The sequence below is a fragment of the Pseudomonas sp. NFPP04 genome (assembly GCF_900113815.1).
Lineage (GTDB): Bacteria > Pseudomonadota > Gammaproteobacteria > Pseudomonadales > Pseudomonadaceae > Aquipseudomonas > Aquipseudomonas extremorientalis.
In genome coordinates, this window is record NZ_FOQS01000005.1 from 414,596 (window position 1) to 436,302 (window position 21,707).

20 protein-coding genes and 1 tRNA gene are annotated in these 21,707 nt (G+C 61.3%); 13 read left to right on the plus strand and 8 right to left on the minus strand.

Annotated elements, in window-relative coordinates:
- Positions 1–5: 5 nt before the first annotated feature.
- Positions 6–848: an AraC family transcriptional regulator gene (locus BM017_RS14100; protein ID WP_092245240.1), complete on the minus strand. Its 843-nt coding sequence runs from the start codon at positions 846–848 to the stop codon at positions 6–8.
- Positions 849–959: 111 nt separating this feature from the next.
- Here BM017_RS14100 and BM017_RS14105 point away from each other — a divergent pair, with 111 nt between their 5' ends.
- Positions 960–1,370 carry a hypothetical protein gene (locus tag BM017_RS14105; RefSeq protein WP_071491762.1) on the plus strand — a complete coding sequence of 137 codons (411 nt, stop codon included), beginning with the start codon at positions 960–962 and terminating at the stop codon, positions 1,368–1,370.
- A gap of 168 nt (positions 1,371–1,538) precedes the next feature.
- Complete coding sequence (gene glsB, locus BM017_RS14110; protein ID WP_071491761.1) at positions 1,539–2,447, plus strand: glutaminase B; 909 nt, start codon at positions 1,539–1,541, stop codon at positions 2,445–2,447.
- Between the two features lie 213 nt (positions 2,448–2,660).
- On the opposite strand, the gene BM017_RS14115 is transcribed toward glsB, so the two are convergent.
- The 4 genes from BM017_RS14115 to BM017_RS14130 are packed head-to-tail and all read right to left on the minus strand — an operon-like array spanning position 2,661 to position 6,122.
- Positions 2,661–3,929, minus strand: a complete 1,269-nt coding sequence (locus BM017_RS14115) for an NAD(P)/FAD-dependent oxidoreductase (RefSeq protein WP_092245242.1) — start codon at positions 3,927–3,929, stop codon at positions 2,661–2,663.
- A complete protein-coding gene (locus BM017_RS14120; RefSeq protein ID WP_071491759.1) occupies positions 3,926–4,678 on the minus strand; it encodes an amino acid ABC transporter ATP-binding protein in 753 nt (250 codons plus the stop codon). The genes BM017_RS14115 and BM017_RS14120 overlap by 4 nt, the downstream gene beginning before the upstream one ends.
- Positions 4,675–5,343 carry an amino acid ABC transporter permease gene (locus BM017_RS14125; protein WP_092245245.1) on the minus strand — a complete coding sequence of 223 codons (669 nt, stop codon included), beginning with the start codon at positions 5,341–5,343 and terminating at the stop codon, positions 4,675–4,677. The genes BM017_RS14120 and BM017_RS14125 overlap by 4 nt, the downstream gene beginning before the upstream one ends.
- Positions 5,340–6,122, minus strand: coding sequence for an ABC transporter substrate-binding protein (locus BM017_RS14130; protein WP_092245248.1), 783 nt, complete (start codon positions 6,120–6,122; stop codon positions 5,340–5,342). Before BM017_RS14130 ends, BM017_RS14125 begins: the two co-directional genes overlap by 4 nt.
- A 215-nt stretch (positions 6,123–6,337) precedes the next feature.
- On the opposite strand from BM017_RS14130, the gene BM017_RS14135 reads away from it, so the two are divergent.
- From BM017_RS14135 to BM017_RS14145, 3 genes are all read left to right on the plus strand, one after another.
- Entirely contained in the window at positions 6,338–7,117 is a 780-nt protein-coding gene (locus BM017_RS14135; protein WP_092245251.1) for an IclR family transcriptional regulator, read from the plus strand.
- Between the two features lie 307 nt (positions 7,118–7,424).
- Positions 7,425–7,499: transfer RNA gene (locus BM017_RS14140), tRNA-Lys, on the plus strand.
- Between the two features lie 52 nt (positions 7,500–7,551).
- Positions 7,552–9,810 (plus strand): hypothetical protein, encoded by a 2,259-nt coding sequence (locus BM017_RS14145; RefSeq protein ID WP_092245254.1) that lies wholly within the window; start codon positions 7,552–7,554, stop codon positions 9,808–9,810.
- Positions 9,811–10,099: 289 nt separating this feature from the next.
- Here the strand turns inward: BM017_RS14145 and BM017_RS14150 are convergent, their stop codons facing one another.
- Together BM017_RS14150 and BM017_RS14155 are read right to left on the minus strand one after the other, a co-directional pair.
- Positions 10,100–11,344: a saccharopine dehydrogenase family protein gene (locus tag BM017_RS14150; protein ID WP_092245257.1), complete on the minus strand. Its 1,245-nt coding sequence runs from the start codon at positions 11,342–11,344 to the stop codon at positions 10,100–10,102.
- Between the two features lie 28 nt (positions 11,345–11,372).
- Complete coding sequence (locus BM017_RS14155) at positions 11,373–12,470, minus strand: carboxynorspermidine decarboxylase (RefSeq protein ID WP_092245260.1); 1,098 nt, start codon at positions 12,468–12,470, stop codon at positions 11,373–11,375.
- A gap of 333 nt (positions 12,471–12,803) precedes the next feature.
- On the opposite strand from BM017_RS14155, the gene BM017_RS14160 reads away from it, so the two are divergent.
- From BM017_RS14160 to BM017_RS14195, 8 genes are all read left to right on the plus strand, one after another.
- Entirely contained in the window at positions 12,804–13,823 is a 1,020-nt protein-coding gene (locus BM017_RS14160; RefSeq protein WP_092245263.1) for a LacI family DNA-binding transcriptional regulator, read from the plus strand.
- Positions 13,807–14,811, plus strand: coding sequence for an ABC transporter substrate-binding protein (locus BM017_RS14165; protein WP_071491753.1), 1,005 nt, complete (start codon positions 13,807–13,809; stop codon positions 14,809–14,811). Before BM017_RS14160 ends, BM017_RS14165 begins: the two co-directional genes overlap by 17 nt.
- Positions 14,812–15,630 (plus strand): ABC transporter permease, encoded by an 819-nt coding sequence (locus BM017_RS14170; RefSeq protein WP_092245266.1) that lies wholly within the window; start codon positions 14,812–14,814, stop codon positions 15,628–15,630. It abuts the gene before it with no gap.
- Complete coding sequence (locus BM017_RS14175; protein WP_092245270.1) at positions 15,627–16,421, plus strand: ABC transporter permease; 795 nt, start codon at positions 15,627–15,629, stop codon at positions 16,419–16,421. The genes BM017_RS14170 and BM017_RS14175 overlap by 4 nt, the downstream gene beginning before the upstream one ends.
- Positions 16,418–17,449: an ABC transporter ATP-binding protein gene (locus tag BM017_RS14180; RefSeq protein WP_092245273.1), complete on the plus strand. Its 1,032-nt coding sequence runs from the start codon at positions 16,418–16,420 to the stop codon at positions 17,447–17,449. Before BM017_RS14175 ends, BM017_RS14180 begins: the two co-directional genes overlap by 4 nt.
- Positions 17,450–17,458: 9 nt before the next feature.
- Positions 17,459–18,292, plus strand: coding sequence for a phosphodiesterase (locus BM017_RS14185; protein ID WP_092245275.1), 834 nt, complete (start codon positions 17,459–17,461; stop codon positions 18,290–18,292).
- A gap of 7 nt (positions 18,293–18,299) precedes the next feature.
- Positions 18,300–19,619, plus strand: a complete 1,320-nt coding sequence (locus tag BM017_RS14190) for an OprD family porin (protein ID WP_092245278.1) — start codon at positions 18,300–18,302, stop codon at positions 19,617–19,619.
- Between the two features lie 249 nt (positions 19,620–19,868).
- The gene (locus BM017_RS14195) at positions 19,869–20,477 is read left to right on the plus strand and encodes a LysE family translocator (RefSeq protein WP_092245281.1); all 609 of its coding nucleotides are present in this window, start codon (positions 19,869–19,871) and stop codon (positions 20,475–20,477) included.
- Positions 20,478–20,516: 39 nt separating this feature from the next.
- Here BM017_RS14195 and BM017_RS14200 read toward each other — a convergent pair whose 3' ends face one another.
- On the minus strand, positions 20,517–21,671 hold the full coding sequence (locus tag BM017_RS14200) for an acetyltransferase domain-containing protein (protein WP_092245284.1): 1,155 nt from the start codon (positions 21,669–21,671) through the stop codon (positions 20,517–20,519).
- Positions 21,672–21,707: the final 36 nt, after the last annotated feature.

Sequence of the window (21,707 nt, forward strand, 5' to 3'; positions counted from 1 at the left end):
CCCCTTCAGTTCAGCGCAATCGTCGCCGGGGCCAGCGAGCTCAATGCCCCGGCGCGGTCCGCCAGGTAACGCGCCGGCGGCTGGCCTACCGTCTTGCGGAACATGGTGATAAAACCGCTGGCGTTCTCATAGCCCAGGTCCAGGGCCACGCGTTGCACGCTCTCACCCCTGGCCAGGCGTTGCAGCGACAGGATTACATGCAACTGCCGGCGCCAACGGCCAAAACTCAGGCCCAGTTCCTCCAGCAGCAGGCGCGTCATGCTGCGTTCGCTCATGCCGATGCGCACCGCCCATTGACCGAGGGTGGACTTGTCCGCCGGTTCAGCCAGCAGGCTGTCGGCCAGGCGACGCAGGCGCGGATCTTGTGGCATGGGCAGGTGCAGGGCTTCAACAGGCGCGACGGCCAATTCATCCAGCAAGGTACTGATCAAACGGCCCTGGGCGCCGTGCTCGTCATACAGTTGCGGGAAACTCAACGCCTTGCTGATCAGCTCATGCAACAGGGCCGACACCGCCAGCGTGCAGCATTGCCGGGGCAGGGCGCAGGCGGCATCGGGGTCGATCAGCAGGCAATAGACTTCCGCAGCGCCAGCCCCCCGTGCCGCGTGAGGCGTTCCGCCGGGAATCCACAGCGCGCATTGCGGCGGCACGATCCAGATACCGGCCTCAATCTCGCAATGGATGACCCCGCGCAAGGTGTACATCAGTTGGCCTTTGCGATGGGCATGCTGGGTATGTTCCCAGGTATCCGACGTGGCGGTGGCCCCTACGGCCACTACGGCGCGGGGGAATACGTCGGCGTCTCTGGACAGTGACGGATCGTGCATTTCCAGGCGATGGTGTTTCATGACAAGGGATCGCAGGTTGGCTGAATTGCGAAACAGTCTGGCTATTCTGTGCAATGCCGTCCAGTGGCTTGAACCTTATAGTGAGATCAATTCTCAACAAGGAGCTCGGCCATGCGACTCGACAGTTCAACATTCCCGGTGGTGAAAATCGTCTTTGATGCGCCCAATGAAGGTGGGCCGGAGGATGCCTTCGCCGTGTTCGAAAGCCTGCTGGCCCGCCAGCAACCGTTCCTGCTGCTGCACGAAAAATCCGTGGACGAGAACAATCACGAACACTCCCATGAGGAGCGCAAGCAAGCGTCGATCTGGATGAAGAAAAACAAACAGGCGCTGCATACCTACGTCAAAGGCATGATCCAGGTCGAGCCCAGTGCCGCGCAGCGCCTGGCGCTCAAGCCGTTTGCCGCGATGTTCGGCAAGGCCTGGGGTTATCCGTTGCTGGTGGTGGAATCCCGGGACCGGGCCTGGGCACTGGCGCGGGATGTGCTGGATGAGCGGGTGTCGGATGTAGCGCACTTTTGAGCGCACGCAACATTGAGCTGCGGCGAGGGAGTCCCCACTCCCTCTGTGGCGAGCGGGCTTGTCCCGCGTTGGGGTGCGAAGCGCCCCTGATGAAGCTTGACCTGCGTGTTTCAGGTATCATCCGCGCCCCGCTTACCACCGATTCAAAGACAGATGACTGGACAAGACATGCAGGCGCTGCTGGAGTCGATCCTCGACGAAGTGCGCCCCCTGATCGGCCTCGGCAAAGTCGCCGATTACATCCCGGCATTGGCCGATGTGCCTGCCAACCAATTGGGCATCGCCGTGTACGGCAACGACGGCTCGGCCTACTGCGCCGGTGACGCCGACACGCTGTTCTCGGTGCAGAGCATTTCCAAGGTGTTCAGCCTGGTGCAGGCCATCGACCACGGTGGCGAAACCATCTGGGAACGCCTGGGCCATGAGCCTTCGGGGCAGCCATTCAACTCCATGGTGCAGCTGGAATTCGAACGTGGCCGCCCGCGTAATCCGTTCATCAACGCCGGTGCGCTGGTGATCTGCGACATCAACCAATCGCGCTTCGCCGTGCCGATCTTGTCGATGCGCGATTTCGTCCGGCGCCTGTCGGGCAACCCGCAGATCCTGGTCAACAGCGTCGTCGCCGAATCCGAGGCCCAGCACGGCGCCCGCAACGCGGCCATGGCCTACCTGATGAAATCCTTTGGCAACTTCCACAACGACGTGGACGCGGTGCTGCACAGCTACTTCAACTACTGCGCCTTGCAGATGAGCTGCCTGGACTTGGCCAAGGCATTCAGCTTCCTGGCCAATGAAGGCACGAGTGCCCACAGCGGCGAACAGATTTTAACGGCGCGCCAGACCAAGCAGGTCAACTCGATCATGGCCACCAGCGGGCTGTACGACGAGGCAGGCAATTTTGCCTATCGCGTGGGGTTGCCGGGCAAGAGCGGGGTGGGCGGCGGGATTGTCGCGGTGGTGCCGGGGCAATTTACGGTGTGCGTGTGGTCGCCGGAGTTGAATACGGCGGGGAACTCGCTGGCGGGGATGAAGGCGTTGGAATTGTTGAGTGAGCGGATTGGGTGGTCGGTGTTTTGAGGGTGCGCCCCGTTCATGGGAGCGATCGCCTTTGGCGATTGAGAGTATTAATCGCTTTACGCGTGCAATAGGTTCTCCCAGAAAAGGAGATCCAGTGTGGGAGCTGGCTTGCCTGCGATGGCGGTACATCAGCCAGCACATCCAGCGGCTGACACACCGCTGTCGCGGGCAAGCCCACTCTCACATGGGGAGTGGTGTGAGTGAGGGCTCTGTTCAGCTCACATTGAGCCGATCCAGCAAGCTGTACCACGCCACCCCGGCCCCTATGTAAAACCGCTGCAACCCATGCATCGGCAAGCGCTGCAACGGCGTTACCGGGTAGGCGAACTCCGCCGTGCTGTCGCACAACCGCCCCGCCAATTGCTGCCCCAGGCTGGTACACAGTGCGATGCCACGGCCATTGCAGCCCAGTGCCAACGTCAACCCTGGCGCGGGCTGGTGCACATGGGGCATGAAGTCCCGCGTGATCGCAATACGGCCCGCCCAGCGATATTCGAATTCCAGTGGCCCCAATTGCGGAAACAGCAGCGCCAGCGAGCGTTCCAGGTGGGCGAAATCCGTGGGTGACGTGGGGTCGTTGAACAGCCCGCGTCCGCCCATCAGCAAGCGGCCATGGCTGTCTTTGCGAAAGTACAGCAGCAGCCGTTGTGCGGTGGAGACGGTTTCCTGCCCCGGCAAGATGCTGTCCGCCGCTTGCCCGCTCAAGGGTTTGGTGGCGACAATAAAACTGTTCGCCGCCAGGATGCTCTGCGCCATGCCCGGCCACAGGTTGCCGCTGTAGCCGTTGGTGGCCAACACCACTTGATCGGCCGTGACCTGCGCACCGCCAGCCGTCTGCAATTGCCAGCCGCAACCCTGGCGCTGCAACCCGGTCACCGCGCTCTGCCCATGGATCCGCACACCCGCCACCAACGCCGCGCCCACCAGCCCACGGGCATAGGCCAAAGGCTGAATCGCCCCGGCGCGACCGTCCAGCCAGCCACCGGCAAACGCCTCACTGCCCATGCGCGAAGCCACCGCTGCGGCATCCAGCCGCTGCACGGGTACACCGCGCCTGGCCCATTGATCTGCCCGTGCGTGCAACCCGGCGACGCCTTTTTCGCTGTACGACACTTGCATCCAGCCTTTGCGTACCGGCGCGCAATCGATGCCGTGTTTTTCGATCAGCTTGAACACCAGGTCGGCCGAGTTCGATACAGTCGAGATCAACGGTTCGGCGCGCTCCGCTCCGTACATCTGCACCAGTTGCTGCGGGTCGTATTTGAGCGTCGGGTTGACTTGCCCACCGTTGCGTCCGGATGCGCCCCAGCCCGGCTCGTTGGCCTCCAGTACGCACACGCTGACGCCGCGCTCGGCCAAATGCAGCGCCGTCGACAAGCCGGTATACCCGGCGCCGACAATCGCCACGTCCACCTTCACCGACTCGCTCAACGCAGGCGTCGGCACCACTGAGGGCGCAGTCGCTGACCACAATGACTTCATGACAGGCTCCGCGTGTTACCGGTAGGGTGCAGCACGCGCCGCAGGAAGTCCTGGGTCCGCGCATGCTGCGGGTTGCCCAGCACCTGTTCGGCCGGCCCGCTTTCGACGATGTAGCCGCCATGCAGGAAGCACACACGGTCGGCCACTTCGCGGGCAAAGCCCATTTCGTGAGTGACGACGATCATGGTCATGCCCTCATCGGCCAGGGTGCGCATCACCGCCAGCACATCACCGACCAGTTCCGGGTCGAGGGCCGAGGTGGGCTCATCGAACAGCATGGCTTCGGGTTTCATCGCCAGGGCACGGGCGATGGCCACGCGTTGTTGCTGGCCGCCGGAGAGCTGCTCCGGGTAGGCCTCGGCCTTGGCGCTCAGGCCGACTTTTTCCAGCAGCACCAGGGCTTCTTCGCGAGCCTGCCTGGGCGGCTCGCCTTTGACGTACACCGGGCCTTCCATCACGTTCTCCAGCACGGTGCGGTGGGGGAACAGGTTGAAGCGCTGGAACACCATGCCCATGCGGCTGCGCAGGGCGTGTACGCTCTTGCTGCCGCGCTGCACGGTTTCGCCGAACACGTTGATGTGCCCGCCGTCATAGGCTTCCAGCGCGTTGATGCAGCGCAGCAAGGTGGATTTGCCTGAGCCCGACGGCCCGATCAGGCATACCACTTCGCCCTTGGCCACGTCGAGGTCTACGCCGTGCAGCACGCGGTGGCTGCCGTAATGTTTTTGCAGTTGGCGAATCTCGATCATGCTTTTTTCCTCCGGCCCAGGTGTTGTTCCATGCGGCGCAGGCCGTACACCAGCGGCAGGCTCATCAGCAGGTAGAGCAGGGCGACCAGGGTGTAGACGGTCATGTTCTGGAAGGTCGACGAGGCAATCAGTTGGCCCTGGCGGGTCATCTCCGCGACGGTGATGGTGGACACCAGCGACGAGTCCTTGAGCATCATTACCAACGTGTTGCCGTACGGCGGCAGGGCGATGCGAAACGCCTGCGGCAGGATCACCCGGCGCATCATCAGTGCCGAGCGCATGCCCAGCGCTTCGGCGGCTTCACGTTGGCCCTGTTCGACGGCAATGATGCCGGTGCGGAAGTTCTCGGCCTGGTACGCCGAGTAGGCGATGCCCATGCCGATCACGCCCGCGTAGAACGCGGTGAGGTGCACGCCCATGTCCGGCAGCACGAAGTAGATGTAGAACAACTGCACGATGATCGGCAGCCCACGGATCACATTGATGATGGTGCTCGCCGCCCACGACAGTGCACGGATCGGCGACAGCTTGAGCAACGCCAGCACCAGGCCGATGGCACTGCTGAGCAGGAACGACAGCACGGTGATCTGGATCGTCACCCACGCGCCTTGCAGCAGAATCGGCAAAAAGTCCTGGGCGTTCTGCAGGAACTCCGCCGGTTTCATGGGCGCACCTGGGTATCCAGGCCCCACTTCTTGAGAATGCTGTCGAGGGTGCCGTCTGCCTTGATGCTGGCAATGGCGGTGTTCAGGCGCTCCAGGGTTTGCGCGTCCCCCTTGCGCACCACCAGGCACACCTGGCCGACGTTGGTGGGCTTGTAGTCAGGGGCGAGTTTCACGCCTTTGAACAACTTCTGGCGGATCTGGTAGGCGACCACCGGCTGGTCACCCACGGCGGCCTTGATGCGGCCCAGGGACAGGTCGCGGACCATCTCGCCGATGGAGTCGTAGGTGCGGATTTCCTTGAAGATGCCGAGCTTGTTCAACTGGTCATAGAAGACGGTGCCGGCCTGTACGCCGACCACCTGATCCTTCAGCGGCATCAGGTCAGGGTAGGCGGTGTTGTCGTCGGCGTTGATGATCATGCCTTCGCCGTAGGCGTACACCGGGGCGCTGAAGTCGACGACCTTGGTGCGCTCTTCGGTCTTGAGCATGCCGGCGGAAATAAAATCCAACTTGCCGGAGGTGAGAGAGGGGATCAGCGCAGCGAAGTTGGTCTGCTCGATCTGGCTGGTAAAGCCGCCAGCCTTGCCCACGGCCTCGGCCACGTCGACCATCACGCCCTGGATGCTGTTGCTCTTGATGTCGAGGAAGGTAAACGGCGAACCACTGGCCGTTGCACCGACTTTGTACGAGGACGCACTTTCTGCGTGCACCGCGGTGACGCACAGCGTGGCGCAAAGACCGAAGGCGAGGCGGCGAAACAAGGGCGAAAGACTGTTCATCGGGTTACTCCAGAAGGAAAACGGATAGTCAGTACCGCAAGCGGCTGTCGATGAAATCGCAAGCTCTGTGCCATTTCGATTGATTGGAATCGAATATCGCTATAGAAAATCGACAAAATGAACTGTTCGTATCGCTATGCGATATTAATTGGTCTATTTCTGTGATTTGAGGTAGAAATATCACCACGCCTGATCGACCTGACCGCGAGTCCGCCATGTCCGAAGAACGCAACAGTCTGCACAACCAATCCCTGGAAAAAGGCCTGTCGGTGCTCAAGGCATTCAGCGCACAGCGCCGCAGCATGAGCCTTGCAGAGGTGGCCGAGGCCGCCGGCATGACCAAAAGCTCGGCCCAGCGCATGGTGTTTACCCTCGAAAGCCTGGGTTACCTTCGGAAACACTCCCGCACCCGGCATTACCAACTCACACCCCGGGTGCTGGAGCTGGGCTTCAGTTACCTGGATGCGCATTCGTTGATCGAGGTGGCGAATCCGTTCCTGTCGGAGTTGACCCGGCTGACCGGCGAGACCTCGTGCCTCACCGAGCCTGCGGGCTACGACATGACCTACATCGCACGGTTCGTCAGCGCGGGTTTTGTGCCGGTGCACATGCCGATCGGCTCGCGGGTGCCGATGTACTGCACGGCGTCGGGGCGGGCGTATTTGAGCGCGTTGCCGCAGGAGGAAGCGCTGGTGTTGATCGAGAACAGTCAGCGTATTGCCCACACCAGCCAGACGCTGACTGAAGTCGACGAAATCATGGCGTCGTTGCAGCAGGTGCGTGAGCAGGGCTATGCGGTCAATGGCCAGGAACTGTTCCTGGGCGACATGACCATCGGCGCGCCGGTACTGGGTGCCAATGGTCGACCGGTGGCGGCGGTGCATGTGGTGGCGCCGACCAGCCGATGGAGTAGGGCGGATGCAGAGAAACAGTTGGCGCCGGCGTTGTTGCAATGTTCGAGAGCGCTGAGTAACTCAGCCCGTAACCTCGAATAACTCCACTCCAACATCCGCTGCAAATCAACTGTAGAGCCGGCTTGCCGGCAATAGCGATACGTCAGTAACAAATACACAAATGACACACCGCCATCGCCGGCAAGCCAGCTACAGTTGACCTCATCGGTCGTGAGGGCTGTGTTTATCTCAGCAACGGTGTAACAGTACCGAATACATCTGCTGGCACGCCGCTACTTGAATAATTCCCGCTGGTTCTGACAAAAAAAGAGCAGTGTCGTCAGCCATTGCTTAATGACCATCTGTGACCTTCACATTCCTTAGCGGTTGCCCGACAATGCGCCCCTGTTCCGGAGTAGTTCAGCGGTAGAACACTCGGCTCTTAACCGGGTGGGCGCTGGTTCGAATCCAGCCTCCGGACCCATCACATTAAAAGGCAATCTGGATACCTCTCCAGAGCAAACGGAGTGACTGGCATGGACGCGGGTTATGCGGTCTTCCAACTTTCCAAGGCATTGATTGCACACGATCAAACCCGTGGCCCTCTCGCCCGATTCAATGCCCACAGACGTATCTCACAGTGGCAACAAGTGATTGCGCACATGCTGCAAGGCACCGCCGAGTATGGCTCGCGAACCCCGCTTGCCGAGATACCTGTCTGGGTGACGCTGGAAGTCATTACAGGCGGCTTTGCGACCGGCAACCTGTTGGCGGGTGGCGAGTTAACTGACTATGAGCGTGAATTGGTCGCTTCTATTCCCGGCATTCGCAGAGGGTTTGAGCGACTGGATCTCAACGCTTGGCATCTGACAGACGAAGGCCTTGAACATCTGCAACAGCGTCTGACCCGTTGTGACTATCGCGTTGATGTTCCGGAAGAAGCCGCGTTACTGACCGTGGCATGGCTGTCGAGCCAGCGTCGCAACGACGAGGCCAGGGCACTGCTAGACGTGATTGTTCCGTTTTTCGACCGATTGCGTTTCTTTCCGGCAAAGTCCGCACAGCTACCGGTATCAGCTACGCAGGTCCACATCGCCAATGCAGGTGAGGTCAAGCAGTTACTTTCAACCTTGCCACCTCGGGCTCAAATCGTTGCTCAGAAACAGGCGATCGAAGCCCGTCTACCTCTTTATGATTCAGCCGTCGCGCATTTCCTCCTGACGTACCAGGTGGGCTGGCCATGCCGTATCTACCCGGCAAAGTGGCACGAACAGGCAGCCGAATTGGCTATGCGTTATGAACAACTCGGAATCAACAAACGCTCTCCTGATCGTGTAGCGGAATTGTTTCTGTTGCTAGAGCAATGCTCTCGCGATGCAGAGTCGCTTACAGGGCGTCAGGTGGGTCGCATACGGCGAATAGTCGATGACTTTGTGCGCAAACATGGTGCGCCGGATTCCGGCTCCCACCTCGCGTTCCGGGAGGACCAGCTTCGCCAGGTATCAGGACCAGAGCATCATCTGATCGGGCGTGCCGTCGCAAAGCGCCTCTCTAAGTACCCCGCACACAGTGGCATCTTTGATTTTGCCGATTTGGCCAAGCCGCTTGATGTTCAAGAGGCGGTGGATTGCGCACTGGGCGAAGGTGTCGCGATACCCGCGCCAATTCTGCGACGTGTTCAACGCTGTCGCAGCGGAACAATCAGCGAGTTGATTGAGCATGGGCTGATTACTTCGGGTGACACAGTCGCACGAGTACTGCCCGCGATGACCGCACAGCTGAGTAGCGCAGGGCTGCACGACGAAGCGTTGAGGAAGGTCTATGCCTCCACCTATCAGGCTTTCCGCCTTAGGCGTTCGTTGTTGCTATTAAATCTTCAACGTCAGGTGGGCTTCAGTGAGTTGCCTTGGATTGCAGCCATTGAGGGTGATCGACAGTCAGGTACCGGGGCAGCGGGTGCAGCGAGCCAGGCTCTCGTTGAGTCTTCGGCATTGACGCTTCATGCGTTCCCCTACGCCATCCTTCCTAACAAGCTTCTCCAGGAATTTGGAACGCTGGTGGACACTGCGGAGCTAGACCTTCCCTTTGTGGAGGAGGTCGCTGCAGATATCTTCATGGGGCAGTTCTCAACCAAGTTCGCTGACACTGCTCGGCGAGCGAGTCGGGTAATCGCAGGCTCCCTTTATGCACGTTACTACTCTATCGATACCGACGAACTGGCCGGCTTCGTCACAAGAGGGCGACGGCGTGCGCGAGGTGCAAGTGAGGCTTTTGCTGCCTTATGCGCAAAGCGGGCGGGGGCAGAGCTGGGCACTTGGCACCCTGCAACTAATGGCACCATCCTTGAGCAACAGCAGATCTTAACGACGCAAAACCTTGCGCTGCTTTTCGGCGAGTTTGGGTTGAAAGGTTTGCTGAGCGCCCGGCTGGCGGGAATGGTCCAGGCGAGCTTTGAGTGGATCTGCAAACGACACCTGGTGCGTACTGATTCCTACCATGCTCGGTTGATAATGCTTAAGAACACAGCTTATGCCTGGCGCCAGATGGTGTTTTACCTCGCGATGCTTAACGAACATGAAGGCACATATGCCTTGAAGTCGATCGAGGCTTGTTTCGCTAAGCAACCACAGGCTTTCCGCGAAAGGTTTCTGCCAGTGATGATCGGTTTGCGCAAGGCTGCCGCAGGCGAAGTGTTGTCTCAGCAAGGTCAGACCGCCGACGGTGCGAGGGTCTTTTTGGGGTGGACCACTACACGGCATTGGTTACTACCACCACAGGGCGTCACTCCAAATTAAGTGTTTGGGGGCAGTAGGTCATGCACGGTGTAACGGCGCTTTTGCAGTGTTCAAGGCCACTGAGCAATTCGGCTCGGAATCTGGAATAACAGACTCTGGAAATTTAACTGTGGGAGGGGGCTTGCTCCCGATAGCAGTGTGTCAGCTGATATATGTGTTGACTGACACACCGCCATCGGGGGCAAGCCCCCTCCCACAGTTGACCTCATTGGTCGTGAGGGCTGTGTTTGCCCCAAACAAAAAATGCGCCCCAGAGGGCGCATTTTTTTGTTCGGGCCGCTATCGCCTATCAGGCAATCGCATCCCAAGCCCGATCACCGTTCTCGTCTTTGATCCGAGTCGGCAACCCCATCACATCCAGCGCCTTCAGGAACGGCTCGGCCGGCAGTTCCTCGACGTTGGCCATGTGCTTCACATCCCATTCGCCACGAGCCACCAGCAGCGCTGCGGCCACCGGTGGTACGCCGGCGGTGTAGGAGATGCCCTGGCTGTCGGTCTCGGCAAAGGCTTCTTCATGGCACGCCACGTTGTAGATGAACATCTCGTGGGGCTGGCCGTTCTTGGTGCCCTTGACCAGGTCGCCGATGCAGGTCTTGCCGGTGTAGCCGGGGGCCAGCGAGGACGGGTCGGGCAACACGGCCTTGACCACTTTCAGCGGCACGACTTCCAGGCCTTCAGCGGTGGTGACCGGTTTTTCGGAAAGCAGGCCGAGGTTTTTCAGCACGGTGAACACGTTGATGTAGTGTTCGCCGAAGCTCATCCAGAAACGCACGTTGGGCACGTCGAGGTTTTTCGACAGCGAGTGCACTTCATCGTGGCCGGTCAGGTAGAGGTTCTGCGAACCGACGACCGGCAGGTCATCGGTGCGTTTGACTTCGAACATGGTGTTGCTGGTCCACTGGCTGTTCTGCCAGCTCCACACCTGTCCGGTGAACTCGCGGAAGTTGATTTCCGGGTCGAAATTGGTGGCGAAGTATTTGCCATGGGAGCCGGCATTGACGTCGAGGATGTCGATCGAATCAATGCGGTCGAAATGCTGTTGCTGCGCCAGCGCGGCATACGCGTTGACGACACCCGGGTCGAAGCTCACGCCAAGGATGGCGGTGATGTTCTTCTGTTTGCACTCTTCCAGGTGGTTCCACTCGTAGTTGCCGTACCACGGCGGGGTCTCGCAGACCTTGCCCGGCTCTTCGTGGATGGCGGTGTCGAGGTACGCAACGCCGGTGTCGATGCAGGCCCGCAAAACCGACATGTTGAGGAACGCGGAACCGACGTTGATGACGATCTGCGAGTCGGTCTCGCGGATCAGGGCCTTGGTCGCTTCCACGTCCAGGGCGTTCAGCGCGAAGGCTTGGATATCGGCGGGTACCTTGAGGCTACCCTTGGCCTTGACGCTGTCGATGATGGCCTGGCATTTGGAGATGTTGCGCGACGCGATAGCAATACGACCGAGTTCGTCGTTGTGCTGCGCGCACTTGTGGGCCACCACCTTGGCGACACCTCCTGCACCAATGATAAGAACGTTCTTTTTCAATTGCTTTATCTCTCCTTTATCCGCCAGCTTACGAAAGGCTGGACAGGTAGTCGTCGTAACCAAATTCACGAACCACCTCGACTGTACCGTCGAGTTGTTTCACTACGATGGACGGCATTTTCAGGCCGTTGAACCAGTTTTTCTTGACCATGGTGTAGCCTGCGGTGTCGATGAACGACAGCCGATCGCCGATGGCCAACGGACGATCAAATTGATACTCGCCGAAGATGTCCCCGGCCAGGCAGGATTTGCCGCACACCATGTAGGTGTGTTCGCCCTCGCTTGGCGCCAGCTTGGCGTTGAGGCGGTAGATCAGCAGGTCCAGCAGGTGGGCTTCGATGGAGCTGTCGACCACGGCGAGGTTCTTGCCGTTGTAGAGGGTGTCGAGCACGGTCACTTCCAACGAGGCGCTGTTGGTGATTGCCGCTTCGCCGGGTTCCAGGTACACCTGCACGCCGTACTTCTCGGAGAACGCCTTCAGGCGGGCGCAGAACGCGTCCACGGCATAGTCTTCACCGGTGAAGTGGATGCCGCCGCCGAGGCTGACCCACTCGACCTTATGCAGCAGCGCGCCGAAGCGTTCTTCGATGACGCCGAGCATCTTGTCGAACAGGCTGAAGTCGCCGTTCTCGCAGTTGTTGTGGAACATGAAGCCAGAGATCTGCTCGATCACACCTTCGATCTTCACCGGGTCCCATTCGCCCAGGCGGCTGAACGGACGCGCCGGGTCGGCCAGCAGGTAGTCGGAGCTGCTCACCTGCGGGTTGACGCGCAGGCCGCGGGTCTTGCCTTCGCTGCGCTCGGCAAAGCGCTGCAGCTGGCTGATGGAGTTGAAGATGATTTTGTCGCAGTTATCCAGCATCTCTTCGATTTCATCGTCGGCCCAGGCCACGCTGTAGGCGTGCGCCTCGCCTTCGAACTTCTGGCGGCCGAGCTTGAGCTCATACAACGACGACGAGGTGGTGCCGTCCATGTATTGCTGCATCAGGTCGAACACCGACCAGGTGGCAAAGCACTTGAGCGCCAGCAGAGCCTTGGCGCCGGACTGTTCGCGCACGTAAGCAATCTTCTGCATGTTGACCAGAAGCTTCTGTTTATCGATGAGGTAGTACGGCGTTTTGATCATTTTTGAGAGCCTGCGGCGGTGCCTGCCAAAAAAGGACACGCATTGTGCCCGCACTTGGATCGAATCGAAAGGTTAGTGGGCGGATTTTGCTGCGTCCGGTTTGTGACCCTATGGATGGGCACCGGTCCAATGTGGGAGGGGGCTTGCCCCCGATAGCAGTGTGTCAGCCACCCAATCCAGCACTGACCCACTGCCATCGGGGCAAGCCCCCTCCCACAGTTTGGCCCCTGTATATCGGGTCCACCGACATCAAACTGTCATCACCCTACCGCCGAATTGCCACATTCCGCCGCTACTGTCCTCGCCAATGAGATCGATCTCAAGCGAGTGACAATGACTGACCTGAAAGACGTCGCGCGGCTGGCCGGCGTATCCCGCGCCACCGCCGCCCGCACTTTTGCCTCCCCCGACCAGGTGCGCCCGACCACCCGTGAGCAGGTGTTCGCCGCCGCCCGTGAGTTGGGGTTCCGGCCCAATCTGCTGGGCCGCCAATTGCGCCTGCAAACCACCCGGTTGATCGGCGTGGTGGTGCCCAACCTGCTCAACCCGGTGTTCGCCGAACAGTTCCAGGCCATGGAGCGCGCGGCACGGTTGCGTGGTTATAGCCTGTTGTTGGCGACCACCGACTACAGCAGCGAGCGCGAAAGCATTGTGGTGGAAGAGCTGTTGCGCCAGCGCGTGGACGGCCTGGTGCTGACGGTCACCGATGCTGAAAGCAACGTGGTGCTCAGCAGCCTGAATACTGAGAAAACCCCGTTTGTGCTGGCCTACCACCAACCCAGCAACCCCAACTACAGCGCCGTATCGGTGGACAACCGCGCCGGCATGGCGCTGGCCACGCGTTACCTGCTCGAAGCGGGGCACCGCCGCATCAGTATGGTCGCCGGCCCCGCGTTGCAGTCGGACCGTGCGCGCCTGCGCTACGCCGGCTATTGCGATGCGATGCGCGAATACGGCCTCGAACCCCGCCCGGTGATCGAAATGCCGGCCCACACCCAGGCCGAATTCGCCGCCATCGAACCCTTTCTTCAAGGCCCAGGCGCACCCACCGCACTGCTGTGTTCCAACGACTTCCTGGCCATCAGCCTGATCGCCGAACTGCGCCGCAACGCCTGGAACGTGCCCGAACAACTCTCGGTGATGGGCTTCGATGGCATCAGCCTCGGCACCCAGATGCACCCGACCCTGTGCAGCGTGGTGCAGCCGATTGCGCTGCTGGCCAGCACCGTGATTGACCAACTGCTGGCGCAGATCGCCGGCCATGCCCCGACGTCCCATTGCCTGCCTTGCCACATCCGGCCGGGCGAAAGCACTCAACCCCACGAGGAAACCCCTGATGCGCGCATTCCGTAAAACACTGGCAGCCGTGCTGCTGTGCGGTGTGGCCAGCCTGGCCCAGGCCGCCGAAACCGCGATCTGCTACAACTGCCCGCCGGACTGGGCCGACTGGGCCACCCAGCTCAAGGCCATCGCCGCCAGCACCGGCGTGCAAGTGCCCTTGGACAACAAGAACTCCGGCCAATCCCTGGCGCAGTTGGTGGCAGAGAAAGCCGCACCGGTGGCCGACGTCGTTTACTACGGCGTGACCTTCGGCCTGCAGGCGCAAAAGGCCGAGGTGGTCGGCACCTACAAACCCAAGGCCTGGGACCAGATTCCCGCCGGGCTGAAAGACCCGGCCGGCCATTGGTTCGCGATCCACTCCGGCACCTTGGGCATCATGGTCAACGTCGATGCGCTCGGTGGTCTGCCGGTGCCGCAAAGCTGGGCCGACCTGCTCAAGCCTGAATACAAAGGCATGGTCGGTTACCTCGACCCGTCCAGTGCCTTCGTTGGCTACGTGTCGGCGGTGGCGATCAACCGCGCCATGGGCGGCGACCTGGACAACTTCGCGCCGGCCATCGACTACTTCCAGAAACTGGCGAAAAACGCGCCCATCGTGCCCAAGCAGACCGCCTATGCGCGGGTGCTGTCCGGCGAGTTGCCGATCCTGGTGGACTACGACTTCAACGCCTACCGCGCGCGCTACAAAGACAAGGCCAACGTCGCCTTCGTGATTCCCCAGGAAGGCAGCATCAGCGTGCCCTACGTGATGAGCCTGGTGGCCAACGCGCCGCACCGCGCCAACGCAGAAAAGGTCCTCGACTTCGTGCTGTCGGACGAAGGCCAGGCGCTCTGGGCCAAAGCCTACCTGCGCCCGGTACGGCCGATGAAGATGCCGGCGGAGGTGGCCGCACAGTTCCTGCCCGACAGCGACTACGCCCGCGCCGGCGTGGTGGACTACGAGAAAATGGCCGCTGTGCAGGAAGCCTTCGCCGCCCGTTACCTGAACGAGGTCAAGTAAGTGGCCGCATCGGCAAGACACGCAGCCTGGGCGCTGGCCCCGGCCTTTGCGGTGCTGCTCGCGTTCTGGCTGCTGCCGCTGGCGCACCTGATGGTGCTCGGTGCCGAGAGCCGCGACAGCCATGGCAGCGGCTACTGGCAGGTGCTCAGCAGTGCGCAGTACCTGGGCAGCCTTGGGCAAACCCTGCTGCTGGCGGTGGCGGTGACACTGGTGGCGCTGCTGATCGGCGGCATCAGCGGGGTGTTCCTCGCCCGGCAGCAGTTTTTCGGGCGTTCGGCGCTGGTGGCATTGCTCACGTTTCCCCTGGCGTTTCCCGGTGTGGTGGTGGGTTTCCTGGTGATTCTGCTGGCTGGCCGTCAAGGCCTGCTCGCCTCACTGGGCCTGCAATTGGCCGGTGAGCGCTGGATCTTCGCCTACTCGCTGGCGGGGCTGTTCGTGGGCTACCTGTATTTCTCGATCCCACGGGTGATCCTCACGGTAATGGCGGCATGCGAGAGCCTCGACCGCAGCCTGGAAGAAGCCGCCCATTCCCTGGGCGCCGGGCATTGGCGAGTGGTGTGCGATGTGATCGTGCCAGGCCTGGCGCCGGCGCTGGCCTCCTGCGGGGCGATCTGTTTCGCCACCTCCATGGGCGCCTTCGGCACCGCCTTTACCTTGGGCACGCGTCTGAACGTCACCCCGGTGGCCATCTACAACGTGTTCACCAACTACGCCAACTTCGCCGTGGCGGCCGCACTGTCGGTGGTGCTTGGCGCGGTGACCTGGGCCGTGCTGCTGCTCACGCGACGGTTGGTGAAAAATTCGGGGACTGTGCTGTGAAGCGCTCATCACTGTTTGTGTTGCAATTGCTGTTCACCCTGATGGTGTGCGCCTTCATGCTGGTGCCGGTGCTGATGTCGCTGCTGGCCGGGCTGACCCGCAATTTCTTCGTCGGTCTGTCCAGTGGCTTGGCCTTCGATTGGCTGGTGCAGGTGTGGCAGGCATATTCGCCCACCGTGTGGTTGTCGCTGCAACTGGCGCTGGCCTGCGCGGTGTGCGTCTGCGTGATTGGCGTGCCGGCGGCCTACGCCTTGGTGCGCATGAACAACCGCTTCAGCCGCGCGTTTGAAGAATTGATGGTGCTGCCGGTGGCCATGCCGGGGTTGGCCAGTGCGTTGGCCTTGCTGTTGACCTACGGCCAATTCGGCAGTTTTCGCAGCAGTTGGCTGTTCATCCTGGTCGGCCATGTGCTGTTCACCCTGCCGTTCCTGGTACGCCCGGTGATGGCGGTGATGCAGCGCCAGCAACTGCCGGTGCTGGAGGAAGCGGCGGCCAGCCTGGGGGCCGGTCCGATCAAGCGCTTCTTCAGCGTGGTGGTGCCCAACTGCCGGGCCGGGATCCTGGCCGGTGTACTGATGGTCGTCACCTTGTCCCTGGGTGAATTCAACCTGACCTGGATGCTCCACACGCCGATGACCAAGACCTTGCCCGTGGGCCTGGCCGACAGCTACGCCTCGGCGCGCCTGGAAATCGCCAGCGCCTACACCCTTATCTTTTTGCTGATGATCGTGCCGCTGTTGATTGCGCTGCAGGCCATCAGTGCCCGTTTGTCCCGTGGAGAGCGTCGATGACCGCTATCACTATCCGCCTGCAAGGCTGTCGCAAGGCGTTCGCCGACGGCACTGTGGCCGTGCATGACTTGAACCTGACCGTCGAAGGCGGCGAAACCCTGGCCATTCTTGGCCCGTCCGGCTGTGGCAAGACCACCACCTTGCGCCTGATCGCCGGCCTCGAACGCCCGGATGTGGGCCAGGTGTGGTTCGGCGACCAGGACGTGACCCGCCTGCCCATCGAACGCCGCGATGTGGGCATGGTGTTCCAGAATTACGCGCTGTTTCCCAACCTGGATGTGGCCGGGAACATCGTTTATGGCTTGAAGATTCGCGGTATGTCGGTGGTGGAGCGTAACCAGCGCTGCAACGAGTTGCTGGAACTGGTGGGCTTGCAGCACCACGGCAAACGCAGCATCCATGAGCTCTCCGGCGGCCAGCGCCAGCGCGTGGCCTTGGCGCGTGCGTTGGCGCCGCGCCCGAAAGTGTTGCTGCTGGACGAACCGCTGGCCGCCCTGGATGCGCAACTGCGCGAACGCCTGCGCAGCGAGCTGAATGAGTTGCTGCGCGGCCTGGGCATCACCTCGGTGTTCGTCACCCACGACCAGGGCGAAGCCATGGCCCTGGGCGACCGCATCCTGGTGATGGAGCACGGACGTGTCGCGCAATTGGCCAGTCCGCGCGATATCTACCAGAAACCGGCCAATGCCTTCGTCGCGGGCTTTGTCGGCAACCTCAATGCCTTTGCCGTGCTCGAGCCATCGGCCCATGGTTTGAAAGTCTGTGGCGGCGAGTTGCCGTGGCATGACGTCAACCTGCCCAGCACCGTCTATTGCCGCCCCGAACACCTGAGGGTGATGGAGAGCGAAGGGCACTTGCACGGCCACCTGCTGGCGCAGTTCTTCCAAGGCGCGCAAAGCCGCCTGCTGGTGGATGTGGGCGGCCCGCAACCGCTGCTGGTCGACAGCAGCGACAACCAGCTGTACGCCGTCGGCGCACCGATTGCCCTGGCGATCGCGCCGCACATGTTGTTCACCCTGAATGCTTGAGACTCTATCGTGAATCGTCCGTTTCTCGTCGCGCAGATCAGCGACCTGCACCTTAAAGCCGGCCAGCGTCTCACTTACGGGGTTGTCGATACGTTAGGCGCCCTGCGCCGCGCCGTCGACCACTTGAACGCCAGCCACCCACGGCCCGACATTGTGGTCATCAGCGGTGACCTGGTGGACTTCGGCCGCGCCGATGAATACGCCGTGCTGCACCCCGAACTCGCGCGCCTGCACATGCCGTGCTACCTGGTGCCGGGCAATCACGACAGCCGTGGGCCGTTGCTGGAGGCGTTCCGTGATCACGCGTATTTACCATTGTCTGCCGAGGGCCCGCTGGACTGGGTGGTCGACGATCATCCGCTGCGTCTGATCGGCCTCGACTCGACCATTCCTGGCGGCCACGGCGGCCAGTTGCTCGATAGCCAATTGCACTGGCTGGACGAGCAACTGGCGTTGCGCCCGGATGCACCGACGCTGCTGATCCTGCATCACCCGCCGTTCATCAGTGGCATCGGCCACATGGACCGCGAACCCTTCATCAATGCCAGCGCCCTGGAGCAAGTCGTTGCCCGCCATCCGCAAGTGGAGCGCTTGCTGTGCGGCCATCTGCACCGGCCGATGCAGCGGCGTTTCGGTGGCAGCCTGAGTTGTGTGTGCCCCGGCACCTCCCACCAGATCGTGCTGGATTTGCAAGAAGCGGCGCCCGCGCATTTCAACCTGGAGCCGGCGGGCTATCTGTTGCATCGCTGGGAGGTGCAGCAGGGTTTGATCAGCCACAACGGCGTGTTCGGGGAGTACCCGGGGCCGTATCCGTTCTATGACGCCCATGGATTAATTGACTGAGGTTGTGATGAAAGCCACTTTGCATGTGTTAAGCGTATTGACCGGCGGCCTGGGCATTGCCCTGAGCCCCCTGGCCTCGGCTGATTTTCTGAGTGACAGCAAAGCCAACTTGAGCCTGCGCAACTTCTACTTCAACAACGACAACCGTGACGGCGCCGCCGCACCGTCGAAGACCGAAGAGTGGGGCCAGGCATTTATCCTCAACTACCAGTCGGGCTTTACCGACGGCACTGTCGGCTTCGGCCTGGATGCCGTGGGCATGCTCGGCGTCACCCTCGACAGTGGCGCCGGTCGTCATGTGGGCAGTTCGATGATCCCCACCGACGACGGCAAGGCCGCCGACACCTGGGCCCGTGGCGGCGCGACGGCCAAGGCGCGTTTCGCCAAGAGCGAACTGCGCTACGGCTACCTGCGCCCGAACCTGCCGATCCTGGTGAGCAACGACGGGCGCCTGTTGCCGCAGTCGTTCGAAGGCGGGCAGATCACCAGCAAGGACATCGACAACCTGACCCTGATCGGCGGCCAACTGCAGCACACCACCGGTCGTGGTTCCAGCGACCGCAGCGGCCTGGCGGCGGCCGGTGGCACCCAGGAAAGCAATAAATTCAACTACGCCGGTGCCGATTACCAGGTGACCAAGGACCTGCTGGTCCAGTACTACTACGCCAACCTTGAAGACTATTACCAACAGCACTTCGCCGGTTTGATCCATGTATTGCCGCTGGGCGACTACGGCTCATTGAAAACCGACCTGCGCTACTTCAAGACCAGCTCCGACGGCAAGAACAGCAGCGTCGCCGGCCGTGCCGAAGGCTACAAGCTCGGCGGCTATACCAAAAATGGCACGGGTGAAATCGACAACAACACCTGGAGCGCAGCGTTCATCTACTCCCTGGGCCCGCACGCGGTTACCGCCGGTTACCAGCAAGTCTCGGATGACAGCAACTTCGCCCAACTCAACCAGGGCGGCCTGGTCAACAAAGGGGAGGGCGGTTCCAGCCTGTACCTCTACACCGACCGTACCGTGCAGACCTTCATCCAGGCCGGCGAACGCACGGCCTTTGCCCAATACGCCTATGACTTCGCCTCGCTTGGCGTGCCGGGCCTGAAGGCGTCGGTGATGTACTTGAAGGGCGAGCACATTCTCACTGCCAGCGGCAACGATGCCAGCGAGTGGGAGCGCGATATCTCACTGGATTACGTGGTGCAGAGCGGCACGTTCAAGAACGTCGGGTTCGGCTGGCGCAACGGTGTGTCGCGCAGTGACGTGGCGCGGGACCAGGATCAGAATCGGGTGTTCGTGAGTTATTCGATTCCGTTGATGTAAGCGGTTTGAGGAAAGCACCAACCTGTGGTGAGGGGCAAGCCCGCTCACCACGTCAAGCCCCTGGCCACCAGTCGATAAAACGCAGGGGTTCGCCATCGGTCGTGCCAGGCAGCAGTTCAGCGTGCTCATGTGAGTGTTTTTGTGATTCAAGTGTGGGTAATGGATAGGTACGGGCCGACCACAAACGTACAAGATACGCCCCGACCCTCCTCAGTAGACTCGCTCGACTTCTTCTACTGCAGGGTTTCCATGGACATCTTCCTCTACGCCTTCAGCGTCATGTACAGCCCCGGTCCCGTGAATTTCATGGGCCTCAACGCCGGGCTCACCGGTCAGTTCCGCCGCTCCACTGGATTCTTCATTGGCGTGGGCTGCGCGATGCTGGTGTTGTTCGTGCTGTTCGGCTACACCGGCGAGGCGATCATCTCCCAGGCCGCGTTGCCGTATATCTCGTTGGTCGGCGGTGTGTACACGCTGTACCTGGCCTATCAAGTGTTCACCGCACGCACGGTGGTGGATGAAAGCGCCTCATCGGCACCCGTCAGAACCCTTACGTTCTGGAATGGCCTGGTGATCCAGTTGCTCAACCCCAAGGGCATCATGGCCGTGTTGCCGATCACCAGTGTGATGCTGCCGGCGGCGCATATCACCGGGGCGTCCATTGCCGTGGTCTCGGCGGTCCTGGCCTTCGGGGCGTTCGGCGCGCCGTGGGTCTATGCGCTGCTGGGGGCGGTGCTGGGGCGGCGGATCAACGGGACGTCGGCGTTCACCGTGTTCAACCGGTGCATGGGGCTGGCACTGGCGGTGTGTGCGTATTTCATGTTTCACGCGTTTTATGCGCATCTGGTCGCAACATGAATGGATCTTGTCACCTCGACTCACGCATAGATCGAGTTTCTACAGGTACTTGAGCCAGACCAGGTCGCGGCGCCGGGCCTTGAGCCCGGCGAACCAATGTACCGGCGCGTACAGCGCCAGCGGCAGCAGCAACGCCACCAGCCAAATGGCGCCCATGCCGTCGAAGCCGAAGTAGTTGCCGTGATTCAGGCCAAACAGTGCCACACACGTGACGTAGAGGATTTTCAGCACGTACAGGTGCAGCAGATAGAAGAACATAGGCGCTGCACCGAAGGTGGCGAGCATGCTGATCCAGCGCTTGCTTCCCGCCTTCTCGAACGCCAGCAACAGCAGTAGCCCAATCCCCAGCGTCAGCGCCAGAAACAGCAGCGAAGGCGGGTACTTGGTGATGTTGAAAAAGCTCATCAGGGTTTGCACGCCGTTGTCATAGGCTTGCCATGGTTTTTCGCCATACCCATTGACCGCTCGCACTACCACGAACCCTATCAATGCACTTGCACCGCCCAGCCACAGATAACGCTGGCGCTGCGCCGGCTGCATGTCTTTGGCAAACCAGGGGCCGAGGCTGTAGCCCAGGGCGATCACGCCGATCCACGGTAGCACCGGATAAGTGACGCGCAGGCGCAGCGACTCGCCCACTTCGATCCAACTGCGCTCATGCAGGATTGTCCACGGAATATGCAGTGCCGAACCGGCCTCGAAGTGCAGCCCATCCAGCAGGTTATGCCCGCCAATGATCAGCAGCGCCAACACGACCACCAGCGGGCGCGGCAACCACACCAGTGCCGCCAGGGCGAGCATGCTCACGCCGATAGCCCAGATCACCTGCAGGTAGATCACGCTGGGCGGCAACTGGAAGGTCCAGGCAAAGTTGACCAGGGTGAACTCCAGCACCACCAGGAACAGCCCACGCTTGAACAGGAACACCGACACATCGCGACGGCCCTGGTACTTCTGGCCGTAGAGCCAGGCCGACAGCCCGGTGAGCAACACAAACACGGGCGCGCACAGATGGGCGAGGGTGCGGCTGGCAAACAGTGCGGGCTCGGTGCTGTCGATGGCCATCGGGTCGCTGACCTGGCGGTGCAGCAGGAAGGTTTCGCGCACATGGTCGAGGAGCATGAACAGGATCACCAGGCCGCGCAGGGCGTCGATGGAAAGCAAGCGTTGGCGCAGGGGAACAGCGTCGGTCATGGGCGTGATCACAGGGCAAGGTGGCAAGGGAGCGTT